Below are 20,645 nucleotides of genomic sequence, written 5' to 3' on the forward strand. Positions count from 1 at the left end.
TTTCATGGCGATTGCCATAACCTCCATCCTCTTTCTTCTCATCGGACTGGCGCTTGGCGGCGGCGGGCTCTGGCTCGTGCTGCTCGGTGGCAGCATCTTCTACCTGTTCGCCGGGTTGATGTTCATCATCACCGGCGTGCTACTCTTCATGCGCAAGGCGGTGGCGCTCTGGGTCTATGCGGCGCTCGTCGTCGCGGCGCTGATCTGGGCCGTCTGGGAAGTCGGTTTCGACTGGTGGCAGCTCGGGCCGCGCGGCGGCCTGATCATCCTGCTCGGGCTCTGGCTGCTGACGCCCTGGATCCGCCGGCCGCTCGGTTTTGCGAGCCCGACCGGTGCCGTCTACAGCACCAATCCCTGGCCGCTCGGCGTGCCCGTGATCATCGCCATCCTGGTTGCCGGCTACTCGATGACCACGGATCCGCATGATCTTGCGGGCGACCTGCCGAAGGATGTGGTGGCGGCCGCCCCGCCCCTCGGCGGCGACGTGCCGGATGGCGAATGGCATCAATATGGGCGCACGCCTTTCGGCCAGCGCTATTCGCCGCTCGACCAGATCAATGCCACCAACGTCAAGGACCTGAAAGAGGTCTGGCGCTACCAGACCGGTGACGTCAAGCGGCCCGACGATGTCGGCGAGACCACCTATCAGGTGACGCCGCTGAAGGTGAACGACACGCTCTATCTCTGCACGCCGCATAACTGGGCGATCGCGCTCGATGCCAAGACCGGCAAGGAGAAATGGAAGTTCGACGCCAATTCCGGCATGAACCCGGACCGGCAGCACCAGACCTGCCGCGGCGTCACCTATTATCGCGACACGGCGACGGCGGCAGGCCAGCCCTGCGCCGACCGCGTCTACCTGCCGACCTCGGACGCGCGGCTGATCGCGCTCGATGCCGCCGATGGCAAGGTCTGCGAAAACTTTGCCGACAAGGGCACGCTGCATCTCGAGACCGGCATGAAATACAATCCGGCCGGTTACTACTATTCGACCTCGCCGCCGGTTGCCGTTGCCGGCAAGCTGATCATCGGCGGTGCCGTCAACGACAATTATTCGACGCAGGAACAGTCCGGCGTCATCCGCGCCTTCGACATCAATACCGGCGCGCTGCTCTGGAACTGGGATTCCGGCAATCCGGATGTGACGACGCCGCTGCCGCAGGGGCAGACCTACACGACCAACTCGCCGAACAGCTGGTCGGTGCTCTCGGTCGATGAGGGCCTCGGCATGGTCTATATCCCGCTCGGCAACCAGGTGCCCGACCAGCTCGGGATGAACCGCAGCGCCAATGTCGAGAAGTTCTCGTCGTCTGTCGCAGCGCTCGACATCAATGGCGGGCAGCTGAAATGGGTGCAGCAGTTCGTCCACCACGATCTCTGGGACATGGACGTTCCGGCCCAGCCGGTGCTCTTCGACATGACCAAGCCCGACGGCTCGGTCGTGCCGGCGCTGGTGGCGCCCACCAAGCAAGGCGATATCTATGTGCTCGACCGGCGCACCGGCGAGGCGATCATTCCCTTCAAGGAAATCCCCGCCCCCGGGGGCGATCCCGGAAGACAAGACGGCGCCGACGCAGCCGATCTCGGATCTGACTTTCTCGCCCGATCCGCTGCAGGAAAAGAACATGTGGGGCGTCTCGCTGTTCGATCAGCTCGCCTGCCGCATCGAGTTCCACCGCTACAAATACGAGGGCCGCTACACGCCGCCGTCGCTTCAGGGCACGATCGTCTATCCCGGCAATTTCGGCACCTTCAACTGGGGTTCCGTCGCTGTGGATCCGGAGCGGCAGATCATGTTCGGCATGCCGACTTATCTCGCCTTCACCTCGAGGCTCGTTCCGGCCGCCGATATCCCGCCGCGCGGCCAGGACGAGAAGGGCAGCGAACAGGGCCTCAACCGCAATGACGGCGCGCCCTACGGCGTGTTCATGGGCCCGTTCCTCGGACCGCTCGGCATCCCCTGCCAGGCGCCGCCATGGGGCTATGTCGCCGGCGTCGACCTGCGCACCGGCAAGATCGCCTATATGCACAAGAACGGCACGGTGCACGACATGACGCCGCTGCCCCTGCCCTTCAAGGTCGGCGTCCCCGGCATCGGCGGCCCGATGATGACCAAGGGCGGCGTGGCCTTCCTGGGTGCCGCGGTCGACAATTATCTGCGCGCCTATGACGTCACCAGCGGCGCGCAGCTCTGGCAGGCCCGCCTGCCGGCCGGTGGGCAGGCGACGCCGATGACGTACACGACCTCTGACAACAAGCAGTATGTGGTGATGGTTGCCGGCGGGCATGGGTCGGTTGGGACCAAGCCTGGGGATTATGTGATTGGGTATACGTTGCCTTGATGGAGGGTTCTCGTCAGTAGAAGGTCCGTCTCACCCGGAGCCCCCTCACCCTACCCTCTCCCCAAGGGGAGAGCGACTGTCTTCTGCGTCAAGCGTCTTGCCATGGTTTGTTGTCCCTGATGATGGCGTTGAGGATGGTGAGGAGCTTTCGCATGGTTGCGACGATAGCGACGATCTTCGGCTTGCCTTGTGCGACGAGGCGATCGCGGAAGGTTCTGAGGGCGGGATTGTAGCGGCTGGCGACCAGAGCCGCCATGAACAGCACCGCACGCACCTTGCCCCTGCCGCCGCCGATGAAGCTCTTGCCCTTCCACTTGCCCGATTGCCGCGTCCAGGGCGCAAGGCCTGCCAGCGACGCGATCTGGCGACGGTCGAGACTGCCGAGCTCTGGCATCTCGGCCAGCAGCGTGCGCGCGGTTGCCGGCCCGACGCCCGGCACCGATGTCAGCAGCGCTTCGCGCACCCGCCAGACAGGCGACTTGCGGATATGGCCGTCCATATCGGCGTCGATGCTGGCAAGCTCGCGCCTGAGTGCGGCGAGCAGGCGCTGGATACTCTTCTGCGCCTGCCTGTCGCGCACCATGCGCGCCCGGTTCTCTTCCGCCACGATCATCTGCACGATCTGCTGCCTGCGGCTGACGAGAGCCGACAGAGCTTGCGTCTCAGCATCACGTAGCGGCCGGATAGCGGGCTTGGTCGCCGCAACGAAGGCGGCAATGACGGCCGCATCGATCGGATCGGTCTTGGCCCGGCGGCCGATCGCCTGCGCGTAGGCACGCACTTGAGTAGGGTTGACGACAAGCACCGTCAATCCCGCCGCAGACAAGCCTGCTGTTGCCAGGGTCTCGAAACCGCCAGTCGCTTCGAGCGCGATTGCATCGGCGCCGATCGCCTTCAGGCGGCTGGTCAGTTCGCGGATGCCATCGTCGTCGTTGCCGACAGCAAAAGCCTCGCCCTGCGGCCAGACGGCAACGTCGAGCCGCTCCTTCGAAACGTCGATACCGATGATCCTATCCATCTGATCCCATCCTTGCCTAATCGGGCTTTGCTTTCGCAAGCGGCCCTGGCGACTGTTCGGGTTCAATGGAACGGCGGGCGAGGACCCGTGCTCTCCCGCGGGCTTGGTGTCCCAGAGGGGCCTCGGTCTCTCGCTCGCCACCGCTGAAGCCATCAAAGCCTCAAAGCCGGCGTTTGGGAAGTTACAAGGGGAAGTTGGCACAAGAGGCATCGACGGCATTCCCTTCTCCCCAGCGGGGAGAAGGTGCCCAACGGGCGGATGAGGGGGCTCCGGGCGCTGATTTCACCCAGTCAAAGCACAGCCTCAATATCCGTCTGCGCGAAGTCATCCCCCTTGTAGAGCAGCGGCACGCGCTGTTCACGGGCGCAGGCTTAGGCGAAGCAGTCGCCGAAGTTGAGGACGGCCGGGTGCCGTGATTTGCCGAAGCGGGCGTAGGCGGCGATGGCGGCGTGGCGGGTTTCTGCCGGAACGGCGATGACCTCGATCGAGGCGAGCTGCAGGAAGTCTTCGACTGCCTGGTGGGCGTCCGCCACATCGAGGCCGAGGATGCGGGCGACGGCGACCGCCGTTTCCCAGACGGCGAGCGGCGACGTGAGGCGGCGATCGCCTGATTGTAGGCGCGCCAGCAAGTCTGGGCCATCCGCCTCGGATGTCAGGATGGCGGTCAGGGCCGATGCGTCGACAAACATCATCAGTCCTCGTAGAGGCTATCGATGAAGGCCTTGCCGGCAGGCTGGCGGGCTGCGGGGTCGCCTTTCGCTCTGAGCTTGCGGGCGAACTCCATGCCCTTTTCGACAAGCGAAGGCTTGATGCCCTCTCGCTCGATTTCCTTCTGCAGGACCTGCCGCAACAGTTCGGTCTTGGTCTGCCGCCGGGCCTTCGCCAGCCGCTCGACCTCCTCATCCTTGACGTAGAGAGCCATGGGATATCCTTTCCGTAAAAGGGATATACCACACCCCTCACCCGCTGTCAGCAAACCTAGCCATCCACCTTTTCAGCACAACCTTAAATAAGCAAATCCAGCTTCGCGCATGTTTCCGCGCCGATGGTCTGCGCAATCTTTGAGGGAGTCCTTTTCATGGAAATCAACGGCAGTGTTCTAAGCCTTTTCAATCCCTACAATCTTTCCAGCGACCAGCGCGCCAAGCAACAGCAGCAGAACGCGCCGATGCAGACGGAGAGCAGTGCGCGTGAAGTCGGCGGCGGGATGGCGCCGAGCTATACGGCGCCTTCGATCTCCAGCGTGATGTGGTCGATGCAGACGGCATCGGATACGACGATCGCGCAAGAGACGGACGCCGATGTCGAGGCCAAGCAGAAGCACGATGCGCTGCTTCAGGAATTCCAGGACTACGCCAACATGACGCCGGCGGAGAAGATCCGCAAAAGCATCCTCGACCAGATGGGCCTCAGTGAAGAGAGCCTCAAGGCGATGGATCCGGACGCCCGGGCGGCGATCGAAAAGCAGATCGCCGATGCGATCAAGAAGCAGCTTACCGGCATCGACGACGACGGCAAGGGCAGCCAGGCGACGGCAGACGTGCCGCAGACAGCATCCGACAATCAGACCACTTCGGGCTGACCGGTCCCGGGCCGATCGGCACAGTCCGGCGCCCCTTCATAATCCGATTCAAGTCCATGCGGCGGAGATTCACATCTCCGCCGCATCGACTTGATGGAATTGATTATTGCAGCATGCCGGCGGCGATCTTGGCGACTTCGGCAAAGACTTCGTTGAGCTCGGAAACCGGCGCCGTCGCCTCGGCGATATAGGTGGCGACCAGGATCGGCGAGCCGCTTTCCTCCGGCCAGAGGACGGCGATATCGGCGGCCGAGCCGTTATTGCCCGTGCCGGTCTTGTCGCCGATCTTCCACTCCTCCGGCAGCCCAGCGCGCAGGCGGGCGGCGCCCGTGGTATTTGCCACCATCCAGTCGATCAGCTGCGTGCGCGAGGGCTCCGACAGAACCGAGCCGAGAGTGAGATTGCCGAGCGTATCCAGCATCGCATCCGGCGTCGTCGTGTCGCGCGGGTCGTCCTTCTTGCCTTCGTTGAGCGCGGTCTCGATGCGGTCGAGGCGGGTCGAGGTGTCGCCGATCGAGCGCAGCCATTTGGTCAGCTCTTCCGGGCCGCCGAGACTTTCGAGCAGCAGGTTGCCGGCGGTGTTGTCGCTGAGCGTAATCGCCGCCTTGCAGAGCTCGCCGACGGTCATGCCTTCGGCGCCGACATGCTTCTCGGTTTCCGGCGAATAGGTGACGATCTTGTCCTGATCGTAGGTGACGCGGCGTTCGAGATTTTCTTCGCCCTTATCAACCCGGGCGAGCACCATGCCGGAGGCCAGGACCTTGAAGGTGCTGAGCAGCGGGAAGCGCTCGGTCTCGCGATTGGAGAAGCTGACATTGGTGCCGGTGTCCATGACCGAGACGCCGAGGCGCCCGCCCGTGCGCTTTTCGAGTGCCGCCAGCTGCTGGTCGACATCATCGTCATCGGCCCGCGCTCCCGGCACCAGCATGACGGCAGGATAGAGAAGCGCAGAGCCAATCATCAGGCTCCGGCGGGTCAGGGCAATGGGCATGAAATCCTCCGGCAGAATCACCGGAGGACAGAATTAAGGAGCGATTGTGGCGCGATGTCGCCGCGCCAAAAAAGATATCAGGCTGCAGCCCTTGCGCGGCTGACCTCCACCGTCACATGCGACAATTCGCCGATCGCCTCAAGCTTCGCCTTATAGACCTCGGGCGCCTGTGGATCGGCGCTGACGAGGGCGACGATCGCCGCGTGGTGGCCGGGGCCGACCTGCCAGACATGCAGGTCGGTGATGCGGTCGCCGCCGGTTTCGATTGCCTGGCGGATTTCGCCGGGCAGATCCTCGTTCTCTTCCATCGCATCGAGCAGCACGCGGCCGGAGGATTTCATCAGGCCGTAGGACCACTGGGCGATGATGACGCCGCCGACGATGCCCATCAGCGGATCGAGCCACAGCCAGCCATAGACGCTGCCGAGCGCAAGCGCGGCAATAGCGAGCACCGAGGTCAACGCATCGGCGATGACGTGGATATAGGCGGCGCGCATGTTATTGTCGGCGCCGTGGCCGTGATTTCCGGGGGCGTGATGGGCGTGATCCCCGTGGTGGTGGTGGTGACCGTGATCGTGGCCGTGGCCACTAGCATGGCCGTGATGATGGCTCTCGCCGCGCAGCAGCCAGGCGCTGGCGAGATTGACGGCGAGACCGGCGACGGCAACGCCGATCGCCTGGGCAAAGCTGATCGGCACGGGATGGGTGATGCGCAGGAAGCTCTCCCAGGCCATCAGCAGCGCGATCAGCGCCAGGATGATGGCGCTGGCGAAACCGGCGAGATCGCCGAGCTTGCCGGTGCCGAAGGTGAAGCGTGGGTTATGGGCCTGCTTGCGGGCATAGAGATAGGCGCAGGCCGAGATCAGCAGCGCGCTTGCATGGGTGGACATGTGCCAGCCATCGGCGACCAGCGCCATGGAGCCGTAATAGGTCCCTGCCCCGATCTCGACGACCATCATCACCGCCGTCAGCGCGATCACCAGCCAGATGCGGCGTTCGTTGCGGTCGTGATCGGCGCCCAGGAAGACGTGATCATGTTCAAGCGTGTTCGCAGTCATTGCGCAGTCCTCAACTCGTCAGCGGATATAGGTCCGCAGCACTTCCGAAATCTCTTCCACGGCCTCCGCCCGCGCCTTCTCGTCGGCGGCGTGGAGGACGTGTTCATGCAGGTGATCGTCCAGCACCTCGCCGGTCAACCCGTTCAGCGCGCCGCGGATCGAGGCCAGCAGCTGCAGGATGTCGCCGCAGGGCCGCCCGGCATCCAGCGCGCGCTCGACGGCCTCGAGCTGGCCCTTGAGGCGGCTGATGCGGGCGATCAGCTTCTTTTTCTGGTGCTGGGTGTGGGACATGTCTGCTCTCGATTTAATATAGGGGGTACCCTATCATATGTATTCCCTTTCACGAAAGAGCCAAGCTGCCGCAGGTCCATCTTGAATTTATATAGGACTCCTATATATAGGCATCATGGAAACGCCATCTGACCCGACCCCGATCTCACACCGCATCAGCGAAGGCCTGGCGCGTCTGGCAGCCGCCATGCGCAGCGACGACTGGACGCGCGCCGAAGCGACCGGCCTGAAGCCGACGCAGCTTGCGATCCTCGATTACCTCGCCGGGCGCGACCGGCCGGTGCGCGTCAAGGAGATCGCCGTCCATCTCGGCGTCTCGCAGCCGACGGCGACGGATTCGATCGCAGCGCTGGAGCGCAAGGGCTATGCGGAAAAGGCAGCGGCAGCGGGCGACAAGCGCGCGGCGGCCGTGGTGGTGAGCGCTGCGGGACGCGCGATCCTGGCCGAGGCGAGTGCAGCCGAGGGATCGGCGGCAGCGGCGGCGCGGGCGCTTCCCGCCGGTGAACAGGAAGATTTGCTGATGTCGATCGTCAAGATGATCCGGCATCTCCAGGAGGCCGAGGCGATACCGGTGCAGCGCATGTGCGCCACCTGCCGCTATTTCCGCCCCTACCAGCACGATGACGCGGCAAAACCGCATCATTGCGACTTCGTGAATGCGGCCTTCGGCCAACGCGATTTCCGCGTCGATTGCCGCGAACATGAAACTGCCGATCCGGCAACCCGGGCTGCCACCTGGGACGCCTTTCAAAAGGGATAGGCAGGCTCTCCAGGCAAACAGGAACAGGAAAGGAACCGACCATGTTCAGGCCTATACTGACCGGCGCGCTGATCGCCGGCACGCTGGCGCTCGCGCCGAATTTCACTGCTGCCCATTCCGTCGAGGCCAAGCCGGACGACAAGGTGAAGGCGGCGTTCGACATCATCGAGACGCGGATCACCACGACCAGGGACAGCGCCACCTTCTCGACCCGCGTGCGCGGCGAGGCAGGTAGCGAAAAGCCCGCGGCGACAGGCAAATTCGAGGGATCCGGCGTCTATGCCTATGTCTGGCCGACCTCGCTCAACAGCGGCGATATCGGCTTCGAGAAGGACAAGGGGATCGTCGCGCTCGCCGTCACCTTCCATCCGGATTTCGACGATGCCGCCTATGGCAAGCAGAACCGCTCCGTCTGGCATCCGCATTGGGTGGTGCTGAACGAGGACAAGGCCTGCGCCGGCGGGCTGAAGGTCAGTGATATCCCCGAAGGCAGCAAGCCGAAGCTGCCTGCCACCTGGCCGGGCGTGCCGCTTCTGATCGACAGCCCGGAATATCCGACGGCGCTGAAGGGCGATACGGTCGACGTCACCATACCGCTGTCCTTGATCGGCGGCATCAAGGGCGCGTCCTATGATGGCGTGACGGCCGGGCTGAAGATCAACGGCAACCTGCACTCGCCGCTGCTTTGCGTCGACAATGTCTTCAAGGTGGCCTCGGGCAATCTCAGTCTTCCCGGCAAGGTCATGCCCGCCAAGTGAGGAAGGCGCCGGTCCGCCAACTGCCATCGGCGGACCGGCATGTTCCTCTCTCCAGGCAAATGGAAAAGAGAAAGCCGCCCAGACTTACTCCCCCGCATGCGCCGTTTGCAACTGCGCCGGGGCGGGCCGGCTCACGAAAGGATTTCAGCAATGCCGAACGAAACCGCTATTGCCGCGCCGGAACTCGCCGTCAGCCAATGGTTCAACACCAGGACGCCACTGACCCTCGAAGGCTTGCGCGGACGGGTGATCTATCTCCACAGCTTCCAGCTTCTCTGCCCGGGCTGCGTATCCGAAAGCCTGCCGCAGGTGCGCCGCATCGAGCGGCTCTTCGGCCATACCGACCTGCAGGTCATCGGCCTGCACACCGTCTTCGAGCATCACGAGGCGATGACGCCGGTGACGCTGAAGGCCTTCATCCACGAATACCGGCTGACCTCGCCCATCGGCGTCGATCAGGCCGACGGCCAGTCGGACATTCCCGTCACCATGCGCCGCTACGGCCTGCGCGGCACCCCCTCCTCCGTCCTCATCGGCCGCGACGGCACCATCCTCCACCACGCCTTCGGCGTCGAAGACGACATGGCCGTCGGCGCCAGGATCGCCATGGCGCTGGCGGCGCCGGTGAAGGATGCGGGCGAGAGCGCGGGCGGCGGCGATGGCTGCGCGGATGGGCGCTGCGAAGTATCCGAACGCTGACGCCGATTTCCGGCGCCGACATGTCAAATGCAAAAGCCAGACCGGCACCGGCAGTGTACCATCCCTGCCGGCGCGTTTTCATGGGGATGCAACGGCTGACACCGAGCGGCGATGCGAGGTCTCCCGATGGAGAATTCCGGGGATGAACAGCAGGAAGTAAAGGCCGAAGCGGTGGCATCCGCCGCTCCGGCACAAATCGAACCGGCGCTGCGGCGCCTGCCGCAATCCGTGCGCCGGGCGCTCGGCTGGTGCGCAATCACCCTCGCCGTCGCCCTGATCTTCAGCCTCTCCTCGCTTGCGGCATGGTGGCCGCGATGAGCGGCCGGATCGAACGCGGCACACTCGCCCTCATCTGCATCGCGGCGATCGCCGGGCTGATCTATGTGTTTTGTTAATTGCGCAGATACCTCCAAAAGCGCCCGAAAGTGCCATTGACAAAATCGGCGATCTGGAGAATCTATCGCTTCATGATCAAGAACGCGCACATCACCAGCACGTATTTTTGGCTGTACCTGTAAGGGGCGGCTCGACAGATCATATTGTCAACAAGCCGCCGTCAGGCGGCTTTGTTGTATCGGCAGCGTCCTGACGGCAGAAATAGAAAAGGACGCGAAGGCCATGATTGAAATCGAAGACAGCGAAATCTCATTGATACGGGCGCCCGTGGTGACGATCCGCACGGCAAAGCCGCGCGATCTGCCCGAACTCAACGAAATGATCAGCCTCTTGGCGCTGCATCACGGCGATGCCGCAGGATCAACGCCGGAGCAGTTGGAGCGCGATCTCTTCGGCCCGGTTCCGTGGATCACCGCGCTGGTGGCCGAGACCGACGAGGGCTTGATCGGCTACGCCATTCTCTGCCCGCTCTACCGCGCCCAGGAAGGCAAGCGGGGCATGGACCTGCACCATCTTTTCGTGCGCGACGGCCATCGCGGCCATGGCATCGGCCAGCATCTCGTCAACCGCGCCCGCGAGACGGCGAAGACCGCCGGCTGCGACTACCTTTCCGTCAGCGCCGCGACCGGCAATATCCAGGCGCACCGCTTCTACCAGTACATGGATTTCACGGCGCGCCCGGTCACCGGCATGCGCTACATGCAGGCGCTCGCCTGAGCGCCAGCAAGGCTTTTCAGCGGATCACCGGCTCGCCGTGGAAACGGCGCCGGGACGGCTTCGAGACGCCGAAGCCGACTTCCATCATCAGCCGCGGCGCTGTTTTCGGCACCGTGCCCATGTGGAAACCGAACGGATCTTCGACGAAGCCCTGTCCGGCCTTGCCGGTCAGCGTCACCGCGCTGTCACTGCCGTAATAATCGAGGATCTCATCGGCCGGGTGGCCGACGAGCAATGTCAGCTGGTGCTTCATCCGGCGCCGTTTGTGGCTGCCCCTGACATAGATATGCGGACCGGTGTCCTCGTCGACATCGACGAGATAGAAGAAGAATTTCAGCATCCGCCAGTCGTCGAGATCGAAGTGATACTTGTCGAGCGAGGCAAGGCTGCGGTCTGCTTCGCTGGCTTCGGTCGGGAAGCTCCACCAGATGCGGGTGGTGATGAGCTGCGCCTGCGCGCCGAGATAACGCCGGGCGACCGCAGATAGCAGCGGATCCTTCTGCACGGCGAGCACGGCATCGCAATCCAGCGCGCGCTCGAAATGATGGCCGCTCAGGAGCGCGCGGCCGAAGCGCTTCTCGGCATCGCGATGCTCCGATGCGCGAAATTCCAGGCGGCGGTCGAAATTGCCGAAGCACGGCGTCTCCGCGGCAAAACCGGCGATCTCGCGGTGGATATGGCCGGGCAGGACGAGCCCCGAAAACAGCCCCTCTCCCTTAAGGCTATCCACGACATCATCCACCTCGACGCCTGCAAACAGCGACGACAGCACCTGCGGTCCGTCGTTGACGCGCCTGGCCGTCAGCCAATGGGCGCGGCGGCCGGGAATGGTGCGCGCCAAAAGAAACATCGGCAGCCAGGCCGGGTTTTCCCTGATATCGGCGAGATAGGTGGGGATGCGCACCGCCATGCGGCGCAGCTTGCCACCCTTGCGGGCGACGGCTTCAAGATCATTCGACGAGGAGACAGACATGCCGTGCATTCAACTATCCTTTTCTTTCGGAAGACCAGAGTGTTCTTCAGTCAGTCGCGGACGAGAGCTTGCCAGGGCGGCAAGTATTGAGCAGCGCGAGCAAGATTGTGCTGCAATGCGGCATTTCTTTGTTGATAGGAAAATGGCTATACTTTTTGAAACCAAATATAACCATGACGGGACGGTGGATCGACTTGCAACCTTCTCTGCCGGCTGCATTCGCCAAGCTTTGCCGAAGAAGATGGGAACCTCGATACTTCTTTCGGATTAACCCCTGGAGATCGGCACAGTCCTGAGGAGAAAAGCGTGAGCGAGACGAAAGAACAGCTGGCGGCTCTCTACCGCGGCTATATCGATTGCCTGAACGCGCAGGACTGGGCGCAGCTCGGGCGCTTCGTCCATCCCGACGCGGAACGTAACGGCCGGCCGCTTGGGCTTTCCGGGTATCGCGCCATGCTGGAGAAGGATTACCGGGAAATCCCCGACCTGCGCTTCACCATCGACCTCCTGATCTCCGACCCGCCGCATATCGCGGCACGGCTCGCCTTCGATTGCGCCCCAGTGGGGGAGTTCATGGGACTGCCGGTGAATGGCAGGCGCATCGTCTTTGCGGAGAATGTCTTCTACCGCCTCGAGGACGGGAAGGTGCGCGCGGTCTGGTCGGTGATCGACAAGGCGGCGGTCGAGGCGCAGCTGGGCGCTTGAGGATATAAATGAAAAGCACCCCAAGCGGGCTTGGAGTGCTTTCTTATGTGGCCTGCCCTGCGCTTGCGGCGTTCGCCGCCGCCAACGCGACAGCAGTTGCTTACTGCCAGACGACGATCGGGGTCTTCTGCGGTACGCGGTCGTAGAGGTCGATTATGTCCTGGTTTAGCAGGCGGACGCAGCCGGATGAGACGGCCTTGCCGATCGAGCGCCATTCCGGATTGCCGTGCAGGCGGTAGAGCGTGTCTTCGCCATTGGAGAAGATGTAGAGCGCACGCGCGCCCAGCGGATTTTTCAGGCCCGGCTCCATGCCGCCATTGGCGATCGAATACTTGGTGAGCTCCGGCTGGCGGGCGACCATCTCATTCGGTGGCTTCCAGCGCGGCCATTTCTGCTTCCACTGGATCACGCCGTTGCCGGACCAGGCAAAGCCTTCGCGGCCGATGCCGACGCCGTAGCGCATCGCCGTGCCGCCCGGCTGGACGAGATAGAGGAAGCGCGAAGGCGTATCGACGACGATCGTCCCCGGCGCCTGGCCGGTGGGGTCGATGACCTGCCGGCGGTAGAAGCGCGGATCGATCTGCTGATAGGGAACGGCGGGGATCAGGAAGCCGCCGTCTTCGATCGGACCATACATGACTTCCAGTTCGGCATCGGTGGGGGCCGGCGTCGTCTGGAAGAGCCGCGGAACGCGGAAGGCTACGGGCTGGACGCCCGGGGCACTGGATGTGGAAGCGCAGCCGGCGAGCGCGGAGGCCGCGGTCAATGCCGAGAAAGACAGAAAGCTGCGGCGGGAAAGAGGTTTTTCGAAGCTCATGGCCTGGGAGGGACTTCCTTCTGACGCGGAACCGGCCCGTAACGGCAGGCCGGTCCCCGTTTGATTCATTCGACGCAATGAACGTCTCTTTGAAATCTATCGGCCCCAGCTAAATAAACCATAGCTTCACGAAGTCTTGTCCAGCAGTGAGCGCACGATATCGGTGGCGCTGTTGCGCTGCTACATCACCACGATCTCAGCCTTGGCGGAAACCCGGTCGTAGAGATCGACGACATCCTGGTTCAGCATGCGTACACAGCCGGACGAGGTCGCCTTGCCGATCGACTGCCATTCGGGCGTGCCGTGGATGCGGTAGAGCGTGTCCTTGCCGTCATGGAAAATATACATGGCGCGGGCGCCGAGCGGATTGCCGAGGCCGGGATTCATGCCGCCGTTCTCGGCGGAGAAGGAGCGCACGTCGGGCTGACGCTGGACCATTTCGTCGGGCGGCGTCCAGCGCGGCCATTTCTGCTTCCACTGGATCACGCCACGGCCCGACCAGGCATAGCCCTCGCGGCCGAGACCGACGCCGTAGCGCATCGCCTTGCCATTGGGCTCGATGAGATAGAGGTGTTTGGTTCGGGTATCCACAACGATCGTGCCGGGCTTTTCGTTGCTCGGATAATCGACTTCCTGGCGCAGGTACTCGGAACTGACGCGGCTGACGGGAATGGCCGGCAGCCGGAAATCGCCATCCTGCTTTTCGGCATACATGGCGACACTGACAGGATTACTGACCGGCAGGCCGTAAGTCCGGCTGGATGCAGCACTTGGGATGCCGTAAGTAACGCCCGGATCGGTGGCGCCCAAGGTGCGGCCGGGGATGCCGTAGCTCTGATTGTAGATCGTCGCCGGAACGCCGGGCCGCTGCGGCACCGGCGCATCGATCGGGCGCACGCGATTGGGATTGGTGCCCGGCTGATAGAAGACCGGCGCAGTCTCCTGCACGAAACGGGCGGGATCAGTGGCGCCGGTATCGGGGATCAGCACGTTGCAGCCGGCAAGAGACAAGGCAGCAACAGCAAGCCCGGCAAGAGGCAGCACCCGGCGCAAGAATTCCATAAATCCACCCTTATCGAAATCGGCAGAGAAACATATCTGCCGGAAGGATGGCATTTGCGGCTGGCGTGAAGCTGGTGTCGGGGGCGGTTTTTACGCCGCCACGCCCTGGAAGAAGTGGATGCTCTGGGCGATCTCGGCGGGGAGTGCCGAGGTGTGGTTGCCGGCGACCGTGTCGGTTTCGATGCGGATGTTGGCGCGCCGCGCGCGCCGCGCAAGCAGGTCGGCGCGGTCGTTGAAATGCTCCTCTTCCGTGCCGTGGACGACGCGGACCGGGCATTTGAAGCTTTCGGCGTAGCAGAGCGCGGTACGGACCTCGAATTCCCGCTCGTTGCTGTCGTCGAAGCGGATATCCTGCGGGTAGCGGTTGAAGAAGCGGAAGGCGTCCGGATTGCCGGAGATCGGGGCTGCGGCGCGGAACTTGTGGGTCGACATCGCCGCCAGCATGGTCAGCGTGCCGCCGATGCTGTGGCCGGCGATGAACAGGCGATTCTGGTCGACACCAGGCAGGTGCGCCATGCGGTCGGCGGCAGAGAGCACGTCGTCGACTTCGTCGTAGAAGCCGGAGAAATTGCCCATCTGGCCGTTTTCGCCGCGCAGCGACGGCATCATCACCACGAAACCGGCATCCATATAGGGCTTCATCAGCACCCAATGGCCCATGCCCATGGCATTGCCGCCATGCAGGAAGAGGACGGCGGGTTTGGGCTGGCGGGTGCGGGTATATTTGCTGACCCAGGCGCGCAGTTCCAGTTCACTGCCCGCCCCCGAGCGGTAGAAGATCTGGTCGCCATCGGCGGGTGCCACGAGGGTTTCGTACTTGTCCGGCGCCGGGCCTTTCTGCAGCAGCTTGGTGCGGAAATGGCTGCGGACCTTGGCGTAGTCGTGGGAGATCAGCTTGGGCTTTGCGGGAACGTCGAAAGCGCGGGCCATGCCCGGCAGCAGCAGGCTTCCGGCAATGCCCGCAAGAACCGAGCGGCGCTGACGGAAGAAGGCATTCTGGTCATCGGTCATTGTTCAGCACTCTATGTACCCGGCCGCTAAAATGTGCCTGCAAATGCAATGACAACCAATACACATTGTGTTGAAAATGTGACCCTGCGGCATTTTGCGCAGGCGCGTCATTCCGCCGCCCTGGCGTCGATCATGGCGACCAGCGTTTCCAGCCGGTCGGCCTCGTAGCTGGGCTTGTCGGGCCTGAGACGCGAGATGCGCGGGAAACGCATCGCCACGCCGGATTTATGCCGGGTCGAGCGGTTGATTCCCTCGAAGGCGACCTCGACGACGAAGCCGAACTCCTTGTCCGCCCTGACGGCGCGGACCGGGCCGAAACGCTCGGTGGTGTTGTTGCGCACGAACTTGTCGAGCACTTCGAGCTCCTGATCGGTGAAGCCGAAATAGGCCTTGCCGACGGGCACCAGCTGTTCTCCATCCGGCATCTCGGCCCAGACGCCGAAAGTGAAATCGGAATAATAGCTGGAGCGCTTGCCGTGGCCGCGCTGCGCATACATCAGCACGGCATCGACATTATAGGGATTGCGCTTCCACTTGAACCACGGCCCCTTCATGCGGCCCGCCTGGTAGACGCTGTCCCTGCGCTTGATCATCACGCCTTCGATAACCGGATCGGGGGGCGTGGAGCGCAGCCCGTCGAGCTCCTCCCAGGTGGAGAAATCGACGAGCGGCGAGAGGTCGAAGCGGTCGTGCGGCGCCTGTTCGATGATCTCCGAGAGGCGGTCGCGGCGTTCGGTGTAGACAGTGCCGCGCACATCCTCCTCGCCGTCGAAGAGCAGGTCGTAGGCGCGGATGAAGGCCGGGTATTCCTCGAGCATCTTGCCGGTCACCGTCTTGCGGTTCAGGCGCTGCTGCAGGTCGGAGAAGGTGCGCGTCGGGCTGTTGGAGCGCGCCGTGCCGCCGACCAGCAGCTCGCCGTCGACGACGCCGTTGAAGCTGATGGCATCGAGGACATCGGGGAAGGCGCCGGAGATGTCGTCACCGGAGCGGGAATAGATCTTTCGCGTGTCGCCGGAGCGGGAGAGTTGGACGCGAATGCCGTCCCATTTCCACTCGGCGGCATAGTCCTTTGGATCGAGATTGGTGAGGTCGCCCTCCTCGACGGGATTGGCGAGCATGACGGAGTGGAAGATCGCCGGCGTCGCCAGCACCGGCTTGCCGCCCTTGCCTTCCAGCCATGCGAACAGCGATTCATAGGGCGGTTCGAGGCCGTGCCAGAGCGTCTCGATCTCGGTGACATCCTTCGCCCCGAGATCGGCGAGCGCCTGCTTGGCGAGGCGGGCGGAGACGCCGATGCGCAGTGCCCCGGTGGCGAGCTTGATGAAGGCGAAGCGGCCGGAAGAATCCAGCCGGTCGAGCAGGTCACGGACATAGCTGCGCACTTCGGTGCGCCCGAGCGCGTTCATATGGCTGATCACCTCGCCAAGACGCGGCTGGGCAAGCGCCGAACGCTCGATATCCTTCTCATTGTCCCAGACCAGCGAAATGGTCTCGGCGAGATCACCGACATAGTCGTAGGAATAGCGGAACAGCACCTCGTCCATGCGCTCCAGCACGAGTTCGCGCAGCATGGCGGGCTTGACGTTGCGGACTTCGAGTGTGCCGGCGATGGCGGCAAGGCCGTAGCCGCGATCCGGGTCCGGCGTGTCGCGGAAATAGTCGGTGAGCAGCTTGAGCTTGCCGTTTCGCGAGGGGGTGAGGACGAGACGGTCGAGGAGGTCGGCGAAGGGTTTCATGGGTGGGGGCCGCCTGAACTCTGGGTGGGGTACCCCCTCTGTCCTGCCGGACATCTCCCCCACAAGGGGGGAGATTAGCTGGGCTCGCCCGCTCGCTCCAATCTCGATTGTTTGGGGAGATGCGCGCCGCGAGTCGATCTCCCCCCTTGTGGGGGAGATGCCCGGCAGGGCAGAGGGGGGTCGCTGCACACTCCACAATCAATCCCCCTCATCCTCATAACCCACCAGATGCAGAGGCTTCGCCTTCACACCCTGCAGCTCGCACCAGCGCACCAGCGCCTCCTCGCGGCCGTGCGTGACCCAGACTTCCGACGGGTGCAGTTCGGTGATCGTTTCGGTCAGTTCCGGCCAGTCGCAATGGTCGGAGATGACCAGCGGCAGTTCGACGCCGTTCTGTTTGGCGCGCTGGCGCACCATCATCCAGCCGGAGGCGAAGGCGGGGAGCGGTTCGTGGAAGCGGCGCGCCCAGCGGTCGGCGAAGGCGGATGACGGGCCGACGACGATGGCGCCCTTGAAGGCGGATTTGTCGCGGCCTTCGACAGTGGCGGGCAGCAACTCTCCGAGATCGATCCCCTGCCCCTGATAGTAATCGCAGAGCCGCTCCATGGCGCCGTGGATATAGATCGGCTGGTCGTAACCGGCATCGCGCAAAAGGCGGATGACGCGCTGGGCCTTGCCGAGCGCGTAGGCGCCGATCAGGTGGGTGCGCTCGGGAAATTGGCGCAGCGACGCGAAGACCTTGCCGATCTCGTCCATCGGGTCCGGGTGGTGGAAGACCGGCAGGCCGAAGGTCGCCTCGGTGATGAAGACGTCGCAGGGGACGGGTTCGTAGGCGGCGCAGGTCGGATCGGGGCGGCGCTTGTAGTCGCCGGAAGCGACGATGCGGGTGCCGTTCTTCTCGACCGCGATCTGTGCCGAGCCGAGGACGTGGCCGGCTGGATGGAAGCTCACCTTGACGCCGTTGACGGAGATTTCCTCGCCGAAGGCGGCGGCCTGTTCGCTGCCGGCAAAGTCCTCGCCGTAGCGCAGCCGCATGATATCGAGCGTCTGGCGCGTTGCCAGCACATGGCGATGGCCGGGGCGCGCGTGATCGGAATGTCCGTGGGTGACGAGCGCCCGGTCGACCGGCCTGACAGGATCGATATAGAACCCGCCCTCCGGGCAGAAGAGCCCTTCGGGGGCGGGATAAAGCAGGGCGTCGGGTCGCATCATCCGAGGGAAGATAGCGGCATCGCTGCGAAGCGCCAGTAGCGGGCGGAAATTGCGCCGCCCGCTACTTGAGCATGCGCACCACATCGCCCGGCGGCAGCGGCTTGGCAAAGCGGAAGCCCTGGGCCTCCTCGCATTTTGCCCAGCGCAGGAATTCCAGCTGGGCGTCGCTCTCGACGCCTTCGGCGACGACGGTCAGCTGCAGGGTCTGGGCGAGCGAGATGACGGCCGAGGCGATGGCGACGGCGGTCTTGTCGCCGGGGAGCGCCTCGACCAGCGAGCGGTCCATCTTCAGCCGGTCGAAGGGGAAGGTCTTCAGCGCCGCGAGGCTGGAATAGCCGGCGCCGAAATCGTCGATCGACAGGCGCACGCCGAGCCGGTGCAGGCGGCCCATGATGCCGATCGCCTTGTCGACGTCCTGCATGACGGTGCTTTCGGTGAGCTCCAGCTCCAGCCAGCGCGGATCGAGGCGGTGGCGCTCCAGCGCTTCGTGGACGTGGCCGGCGAAATCCGGATCGGCGAATTGCTTGGCGGACACGTTGACGGCGACGGTGACGGGCTTCAGGCCGCGATCCTGCCATTCGCGCGCCTGGCGGCAGGCTTCGTTCAGCACCCAGAGACCGAGCGGGATGATGAGGCCGCTCTCTTCGGCAAGCGGGATGAAATTGCCGGGCGGGATCATGCCGCGCTGCGGATGGTTCCAGCGCACCAGCGCCTCCAGGCCGGTCAGGCGGCCGGAGACGACGGCGACCTGCGGTTGGTAATGCAGGCAGAGATGATCGGCGACGATCGCCTGGCGCAGCTCCTCTTCCTCGGTCAGCGGGATATCGACGCAGTAGTCGCGCTGGCGATTGTGATATTGCAGCCTGTTGCGGCCGAGTTCCTTGGCCCGGTACATGGCCTGATCGGCATTGGCGATCAGCTCTTCCGGCGTGTTGCCGCCCGCGGGGAAGGCGGCAACGCCGATGCTGCTGGTGACGGGGAATTCCGTTCCATCGAGGATAACCGGCCGGGTCAGTGCCTTCTGCAGCTCGCGAAGGCGGCGCTGGATGCCGGCATCGTGGCTGGACTGATGGACGAGGACGACGAGGAACTCATCGCCGCCGAGACGGACGACCATGTCGGAAGCGCGCACGCAATTGACCATGCGTGCGGCAATCTCCTTCAGAACCTCGTCGCCCGCAGCATGGCCGTGGCTGTCGTTGATGTCCTTGAAATTATCGAGGTCGATATAGGCGACGGTGACCTTGCGGTTGTTGCGGCCTGCCTGGAACAGGGTTTTTGCCATGCGCTCCTTCAGGAAGGCGCGGTTCGGCAGGCCCGTCAGGTCATCGTGATGGGCCATGAAATAGATGCGGTCGTCGACGCGTTTGCGCTCGATGGCGATGCCAGCGATATGGGTGGCGACGGCCACCATTTCGCGCTCGTGCTCACTGGGTTCGCGCACCGTATCGGAATAGAGCGCGAAGGTGCCGAGCACGTTGTTCTGCGAGGTCAGGACCGGCGCCGACCAGCAGGAGCGGAAGCCGAATTCGGCGGCGACGCCGCGGAAATCTTCCCAGAGCGGATCGGAGAGCACATCGGAGACGATGACGGTCTTGCCGCGCCAGGCGGCGGTGCCGCAGGAGCCGACCTTCGGGCCGATCGGTATGCCGTCGATCATCCGGCTATAGGCGCTCGGCATGTTCGGGGCCGCACCATGATGAAGCCGGGTGCCGTCGCGGTCGAGCAGCAGGACGGAACCGGTGACGCCATCGAGCTCGGCCTCGATGAGCAGAACGAGCGCCTCGAGGATCATTTCCAACGGCTCGTTGCGGGCGATCATTTCGAGGAGGGCCGACTGGCCGCGGCGCAGGTCTTCCTGGCGCTTGCGCTCGGTAATGTCTCTGGAGACGCCGATGAGGCCGACCACCTCGCCGCGATCGTTGCGCAGCGGGATCTTCGAGGTCAGCCGGCACATCGGCTTGCGGCCGGGCATCGGGATGATCTCTTCCATGTCGAGCGCCGGAACGCCCGTCGACATGATCTCCTGCTCGATATCGAAATAGCGCCGCGCCATCTCGAATTCGAAGAGATCGAAATCGCGCTTGCCGGCAATATCGGCGGCATTCTCGAAATTGTGGCTGCGGGCGACGACGGCATTGGCGAAGACGAAGCGGCTGTCGCGATCCTTGACGTAGAGGAAATCGGGAAGCGCGTGGACGATCGCCTTGAGGCGGACATTCTCGATGCCGTCGGACTGATGGGCGTTGGCGGCCATCATCGCTTCGGTGGCGACAACGAGACGCTTGGTTTCTTCTGCAAGATCGCCGTCAGACTGCCATTGTTTGGCACTCATTTCGTTCATGACGACGCTCCCAACCGGCCCAGGCCGTACGCTGCAAAAGTGACAATAGAAATTGCGAATAGGCTAATGCGCATTCCCTTCGGCTTGCTTAAATGGAAAGGTGAAAGGGCGCCAAATAATCATCTACAAGAGTTTGCGTTTGCGCCCTGCGGTTACTGACAGGCAAGGTTTTC

General features: G+C 63.7%; 21 protein-coding genes and 1 pseudogene. 9 read left to right on the plus strand and 13 right to left on the minus strand.

Going from position 1 to position 20,645, the window contains the following annotated elements:
* Positions 1 to 4 precede the first annotated feature (4 nt).
* Positions 5 to 2,342 (plus strand): annotated as a pseudogene (locus tag F2982_RS04525) (glucose/quinate/shikimate family membrane-bound PQQ-dependent dehydrogenase).
* Between the two features lie 88 nt (positions 2,343 to 2,430).
* Here F2982_RS04525 and F2982_RS04530 read toward each other — a convergent pair.
* The 3 genes from F2982_RS04530 to F2982_RS04540 all read right to left on the minus strand — a co-directional run bounded on the left by F2982_RS04530 (position 2,431) and on the right by F2982_RS04540 (position 4,282).
* Complete coding sequence (locus F2982_RS04530) at positions 2,431 to 3,360, minus strand: IS110 family transposase (RefSeq protein ID WP_203428144.1); 930 nt, start codon at positions 3,358 to 3,360, stop codon at positions 2,431 to 2,433.
* Between the two features lie 371 nt (positions 3,361 to 3,731).
* Positions 3,732 to 4,052 carry a type II toxin-antitoxin system VapC family toxin gene (locus F2982_RS04535; protein WP_348652513.1) on the minus strand — a complete coding sequence of 107 codons (321 nt, stop codon included), beginning with the start codon at positions 4,050 to 4,052 and terminating at the stop codon, positions 3,732 to 3,734.
* Positions 4,052 to 4,282: a type II toxin-antitoxin system VapB family antitoxin gene (locus F2982_RS04540; protein ID WP_203429375.1), complete on the minus strand. Its 231-nt coding sequence runs from the start codon at positions 4,280 to 4,282 to the stop codon at positions 4,052 to 4,054. Before F2982_RS04540 ends, F2982_RS04535 begins: the two co-directional genes overlap by 1 nt.
* Positions 4,283 to 4,438: 156 nt before the next feature.
* On the opposite strand from F2982_RS04540, the gene F2982_RS04545 reads away from it, so the two are divergent.
* A complete protein-coding gene (locus tag F2982_RS04545; RefSeq protein WP_203429376.1) occupies positions 4,439 to 4,942 on the plus strand; it encodes a hypothetical protein in 504 nt (167 codons plus the stop codon).
* A 103-nt stretch (positions 4,943 to 5,045) separates the two neighbouring features.
* Here F2982_RS04545 and bla read toward each other — a convergent pair whose 3' ends face one another.
* The 3 genes from bla to dmeR form a co-directional block, all read right to left on the minus strand.
* Positions 5,046 to 5,933 (minus strand): class A beta-lactamase, encoded by an 888-nt coding sequence (bla, locus tag F2982_RS04550; RefSeq protein ID WP_203429377.1) that lies wholly within the window; start codon positions 5,931 to 5,933, stop codon positions 5,046 to 5,048.
* 77 nt (positions 5,934 to 6,010) lie between these two features.
* Positions 6,011 to 6,991, minus strand: coding sequence for a CDF family Co(II)/Ni(II) efflux transporter DmeF (gene dmeF / locus F2982_RS04555; protein ID WP_203429378.1), 981 nt, complete (start codon positions 6,989 to 6,991; stop codon positions 6,011 to 6,013).
* Between the two features lie 18 nt (positions 6,992 to 7,009).
* Complete coding sequence (gene dmeR / locus F2982_RS04560) at positions 7,010 to 7,282, minus strand: metal/formaldehyde-sensitive transcriptional repressor (RefSeq protein WP_203429379.1); 273 nt, start codon at positions 7,280 to 7,282, stop codon at positions 7,010 to 7,012.
* A gap of 115 nt (positions 7,283 to 7,397) precedes the next feature.
* Between dmeR and F2982_RS04565 the strand changes: the two genes are divergently transcribed.
* The 5 genes from F2982_RS04565 to F2982_RS04585 all read left to right on the plus strand — a co-directional run bounded on the left by F2982_RS04565 (position 7,398) and on the right by F2982_RS04585 (position 10,612).
* A complete protein-coding gene (locus F2982_RS04565; protein ID WP_203429380.1) occupies positions 7,398 to 8,042 on the plus strand; it encodes a helix-turn-helix domain-containing protein in 645 nt (214 codons plus the stop codon).
* Positions 8,043 to 8,083: 41 nt separating this feature from the next.
* Positions 8,084 to 8,800 carry a hypothetical protein gene (locus F2982_RS04570; RefSeq protein ID WP_203429381.1) on the plus strand — a complete coding sequence of 239 codons (717 nt, stop codon included), beginning with the start codon at positions 8,084 to 8,086 and terminating at the stop codon, positions 8,798 to 8,800.
* 150 nt (positions 8,801 to 8,950) lie between these two features.
* A complete protein-coding gene (locus tag F2982_RS04575; protein WP_203429382.1) occupies positions 8,951 to 9,499 on the plus strand; it encodes a redoxin family protein in 549 nt (182 codons plus the stop codon).
* A gap of 126 nt (positions 9,500 to 9,625) precedes the next feature.
* Complete coding sequence (locus F2982_RS04580) at positions 9,626 to 9,817, plus strand: hypothetical protein (RefSeq protein WP_199626420.1); 192 nt, start codon at positions 9,626 to 9,628, stop codon at positions 9,815 to 9,817.
* A gap of 300 nt (positions 9,818 to 10,117) precedes the next feature.
* Positions 10,118 to 10,612: a GNAT family N-acetyltransferase gene (locus F2982_RS04585; protein ID WP_199626418.1), complete on the plus strand. Its 495-nt coding sequence runs from the start codon at positions 10,118 to 10,120 to the stop codon at positions 10,610 to 10,612.
* 16 nt (positions 10,613 to 10,628) lie between these two features.
* Here the strand turns inward: F2982_RS04585 and F2982_RS04590 are convergent, their stop codons facing one another.
* A complete protein-coding gene (locus tag F2982_RS04590) occupies positions 10,629 to 11,594 on the minus strand; it encodes a phytanoyl-CoA dioxygenase family protein (RefSeq protein WP_203429383.1) in 966 nt (321 codons plus the stop codon).
* Here F2982_RS04590 and F2982_RS04595 point away from each other — a divergent pair.
* On the plus strand, positions 11,584 to 11,856 hold the full coding sequence (locus F2982_RS04595; RefSeq protein WP_203429384.1) for a hypothetical protein: 273 nt from the start codon (positions 11,584 to 11,586) through the stop codon (positions 11,854 to 11,856). The two genes, F2982_RS04590 and F2982_RS04595, sit on opposite strands and share 11 nt — an antisense overlap.
* A gap of 35 nt (positions 11,857 to 11,891) precedes the next feature.
* Positions 11,892 to 12,290 (plus strand): ester cyclase, encoded by a 399-nt coding sequence (locus F2982_RS04600; RefSeq protein WP_203429385.1) that lies wholly within the window; start codon positions 11,892 to 11,894, stop codon positions 12,288 to 12,290.
* A gap of 100 nt (positions 12,291 to 12,390) precedes the next feature.
* On the opposite strand, the gene F2982_RS04605 is transcribed toward F2982_RS04600, so the two are convergent.
* From F2982_RS04605 to F2982_RS04630, 6 genes are all read right to left on the minus strand, one after another.
* Positions 12,391 to 13,107 carry a L,D-transpeptidase gene (locus F2982_RS04605; protein ID WP_203429386.1) on the minus strand — a complete coding sequence of 239 codons (717 nt, stop codon included), beginning with the start codon at positions 13,105 to 13,107 and terminating at the stop codon, positions 12,391 to 12,393.
* 180 nt (positions 13,108 to 13,287) lie between these two features.
* Positions 13,288 to 14,169, minus strand: a complete 882-nt coding sequence (locus tag F2982_RS04610) for a L,D-transpeptidase (protein ID WP_112719235.1) — start codon at positions 14,167 to 14,169, stop codon at positions 13,288 to 13,290.
* Positions 14,170 to 14,259: 90 nt separating this feature from the next.
* Complete coding sequence (locus F2982_RS04615; RefSeq protein ID WP_130278808.1) at positions 14,260 to 15,180, minus strand: alpha/beta fold hydrolase; 921 nt, start codon at positions 15,178 to 15,180, stop codon at positions 14,260 to 14,262.
* 107 nt (positions 15,181 to 15,287) lie between these two features.
* Positions 15,288 to 16,916 carry a cisplatin damage response ATP-dependent DNA ligase gene (locus F2982_RS04620; RefSeq protein WP_203429387.1) on the minus strand — a complete coding sequence of 543 codons (1,629 nt, stop codon included), beginning with the start codon at positions 16,914 to 16,916 and terminating at the stop codon, positions 15,288 to 15,290.
* Between the two features lie 198 nt (positions 16,917 to 17,114).
* Positions 17,115 to 18,125, minus strand: coding sequence for a ligase-associated DNA damage response exonuclease (locus F2982_RS04625; RefSeq protein ID WP_203430011.1), 1,011 nt, complete (start codon positions 18,123 to 18,125; stop codon positions 17,115 to 17,117).
* 64 nt (positions 18,126 to 18,189) lie between these two features.
* On the minus strand, positions 18,190 to 20,472 hold the full coding sequence (locus F2982_RS04630) for an EAL domain-containing protein (protein ID WP_203429388.1): 2,283 nt from the start codon (positions 20,470 to 20,472) through the stop codon (positions 18,190 to 18,192).
* Between the last annotated feature and the right edge of the window lie 173 nt (positions 20,473 to 20,645).

It is taken from the genome of Rhizobium sp. BG4 (genome assembly GCF_016864575.1).
In the GTDB taxonomy this organism is placed as follows: domain Bacteria; phylum Pseudomonadota; class Alphaproteobacteria; order Rhizobiales; family Rhizobiaceae; genus Rhizobium.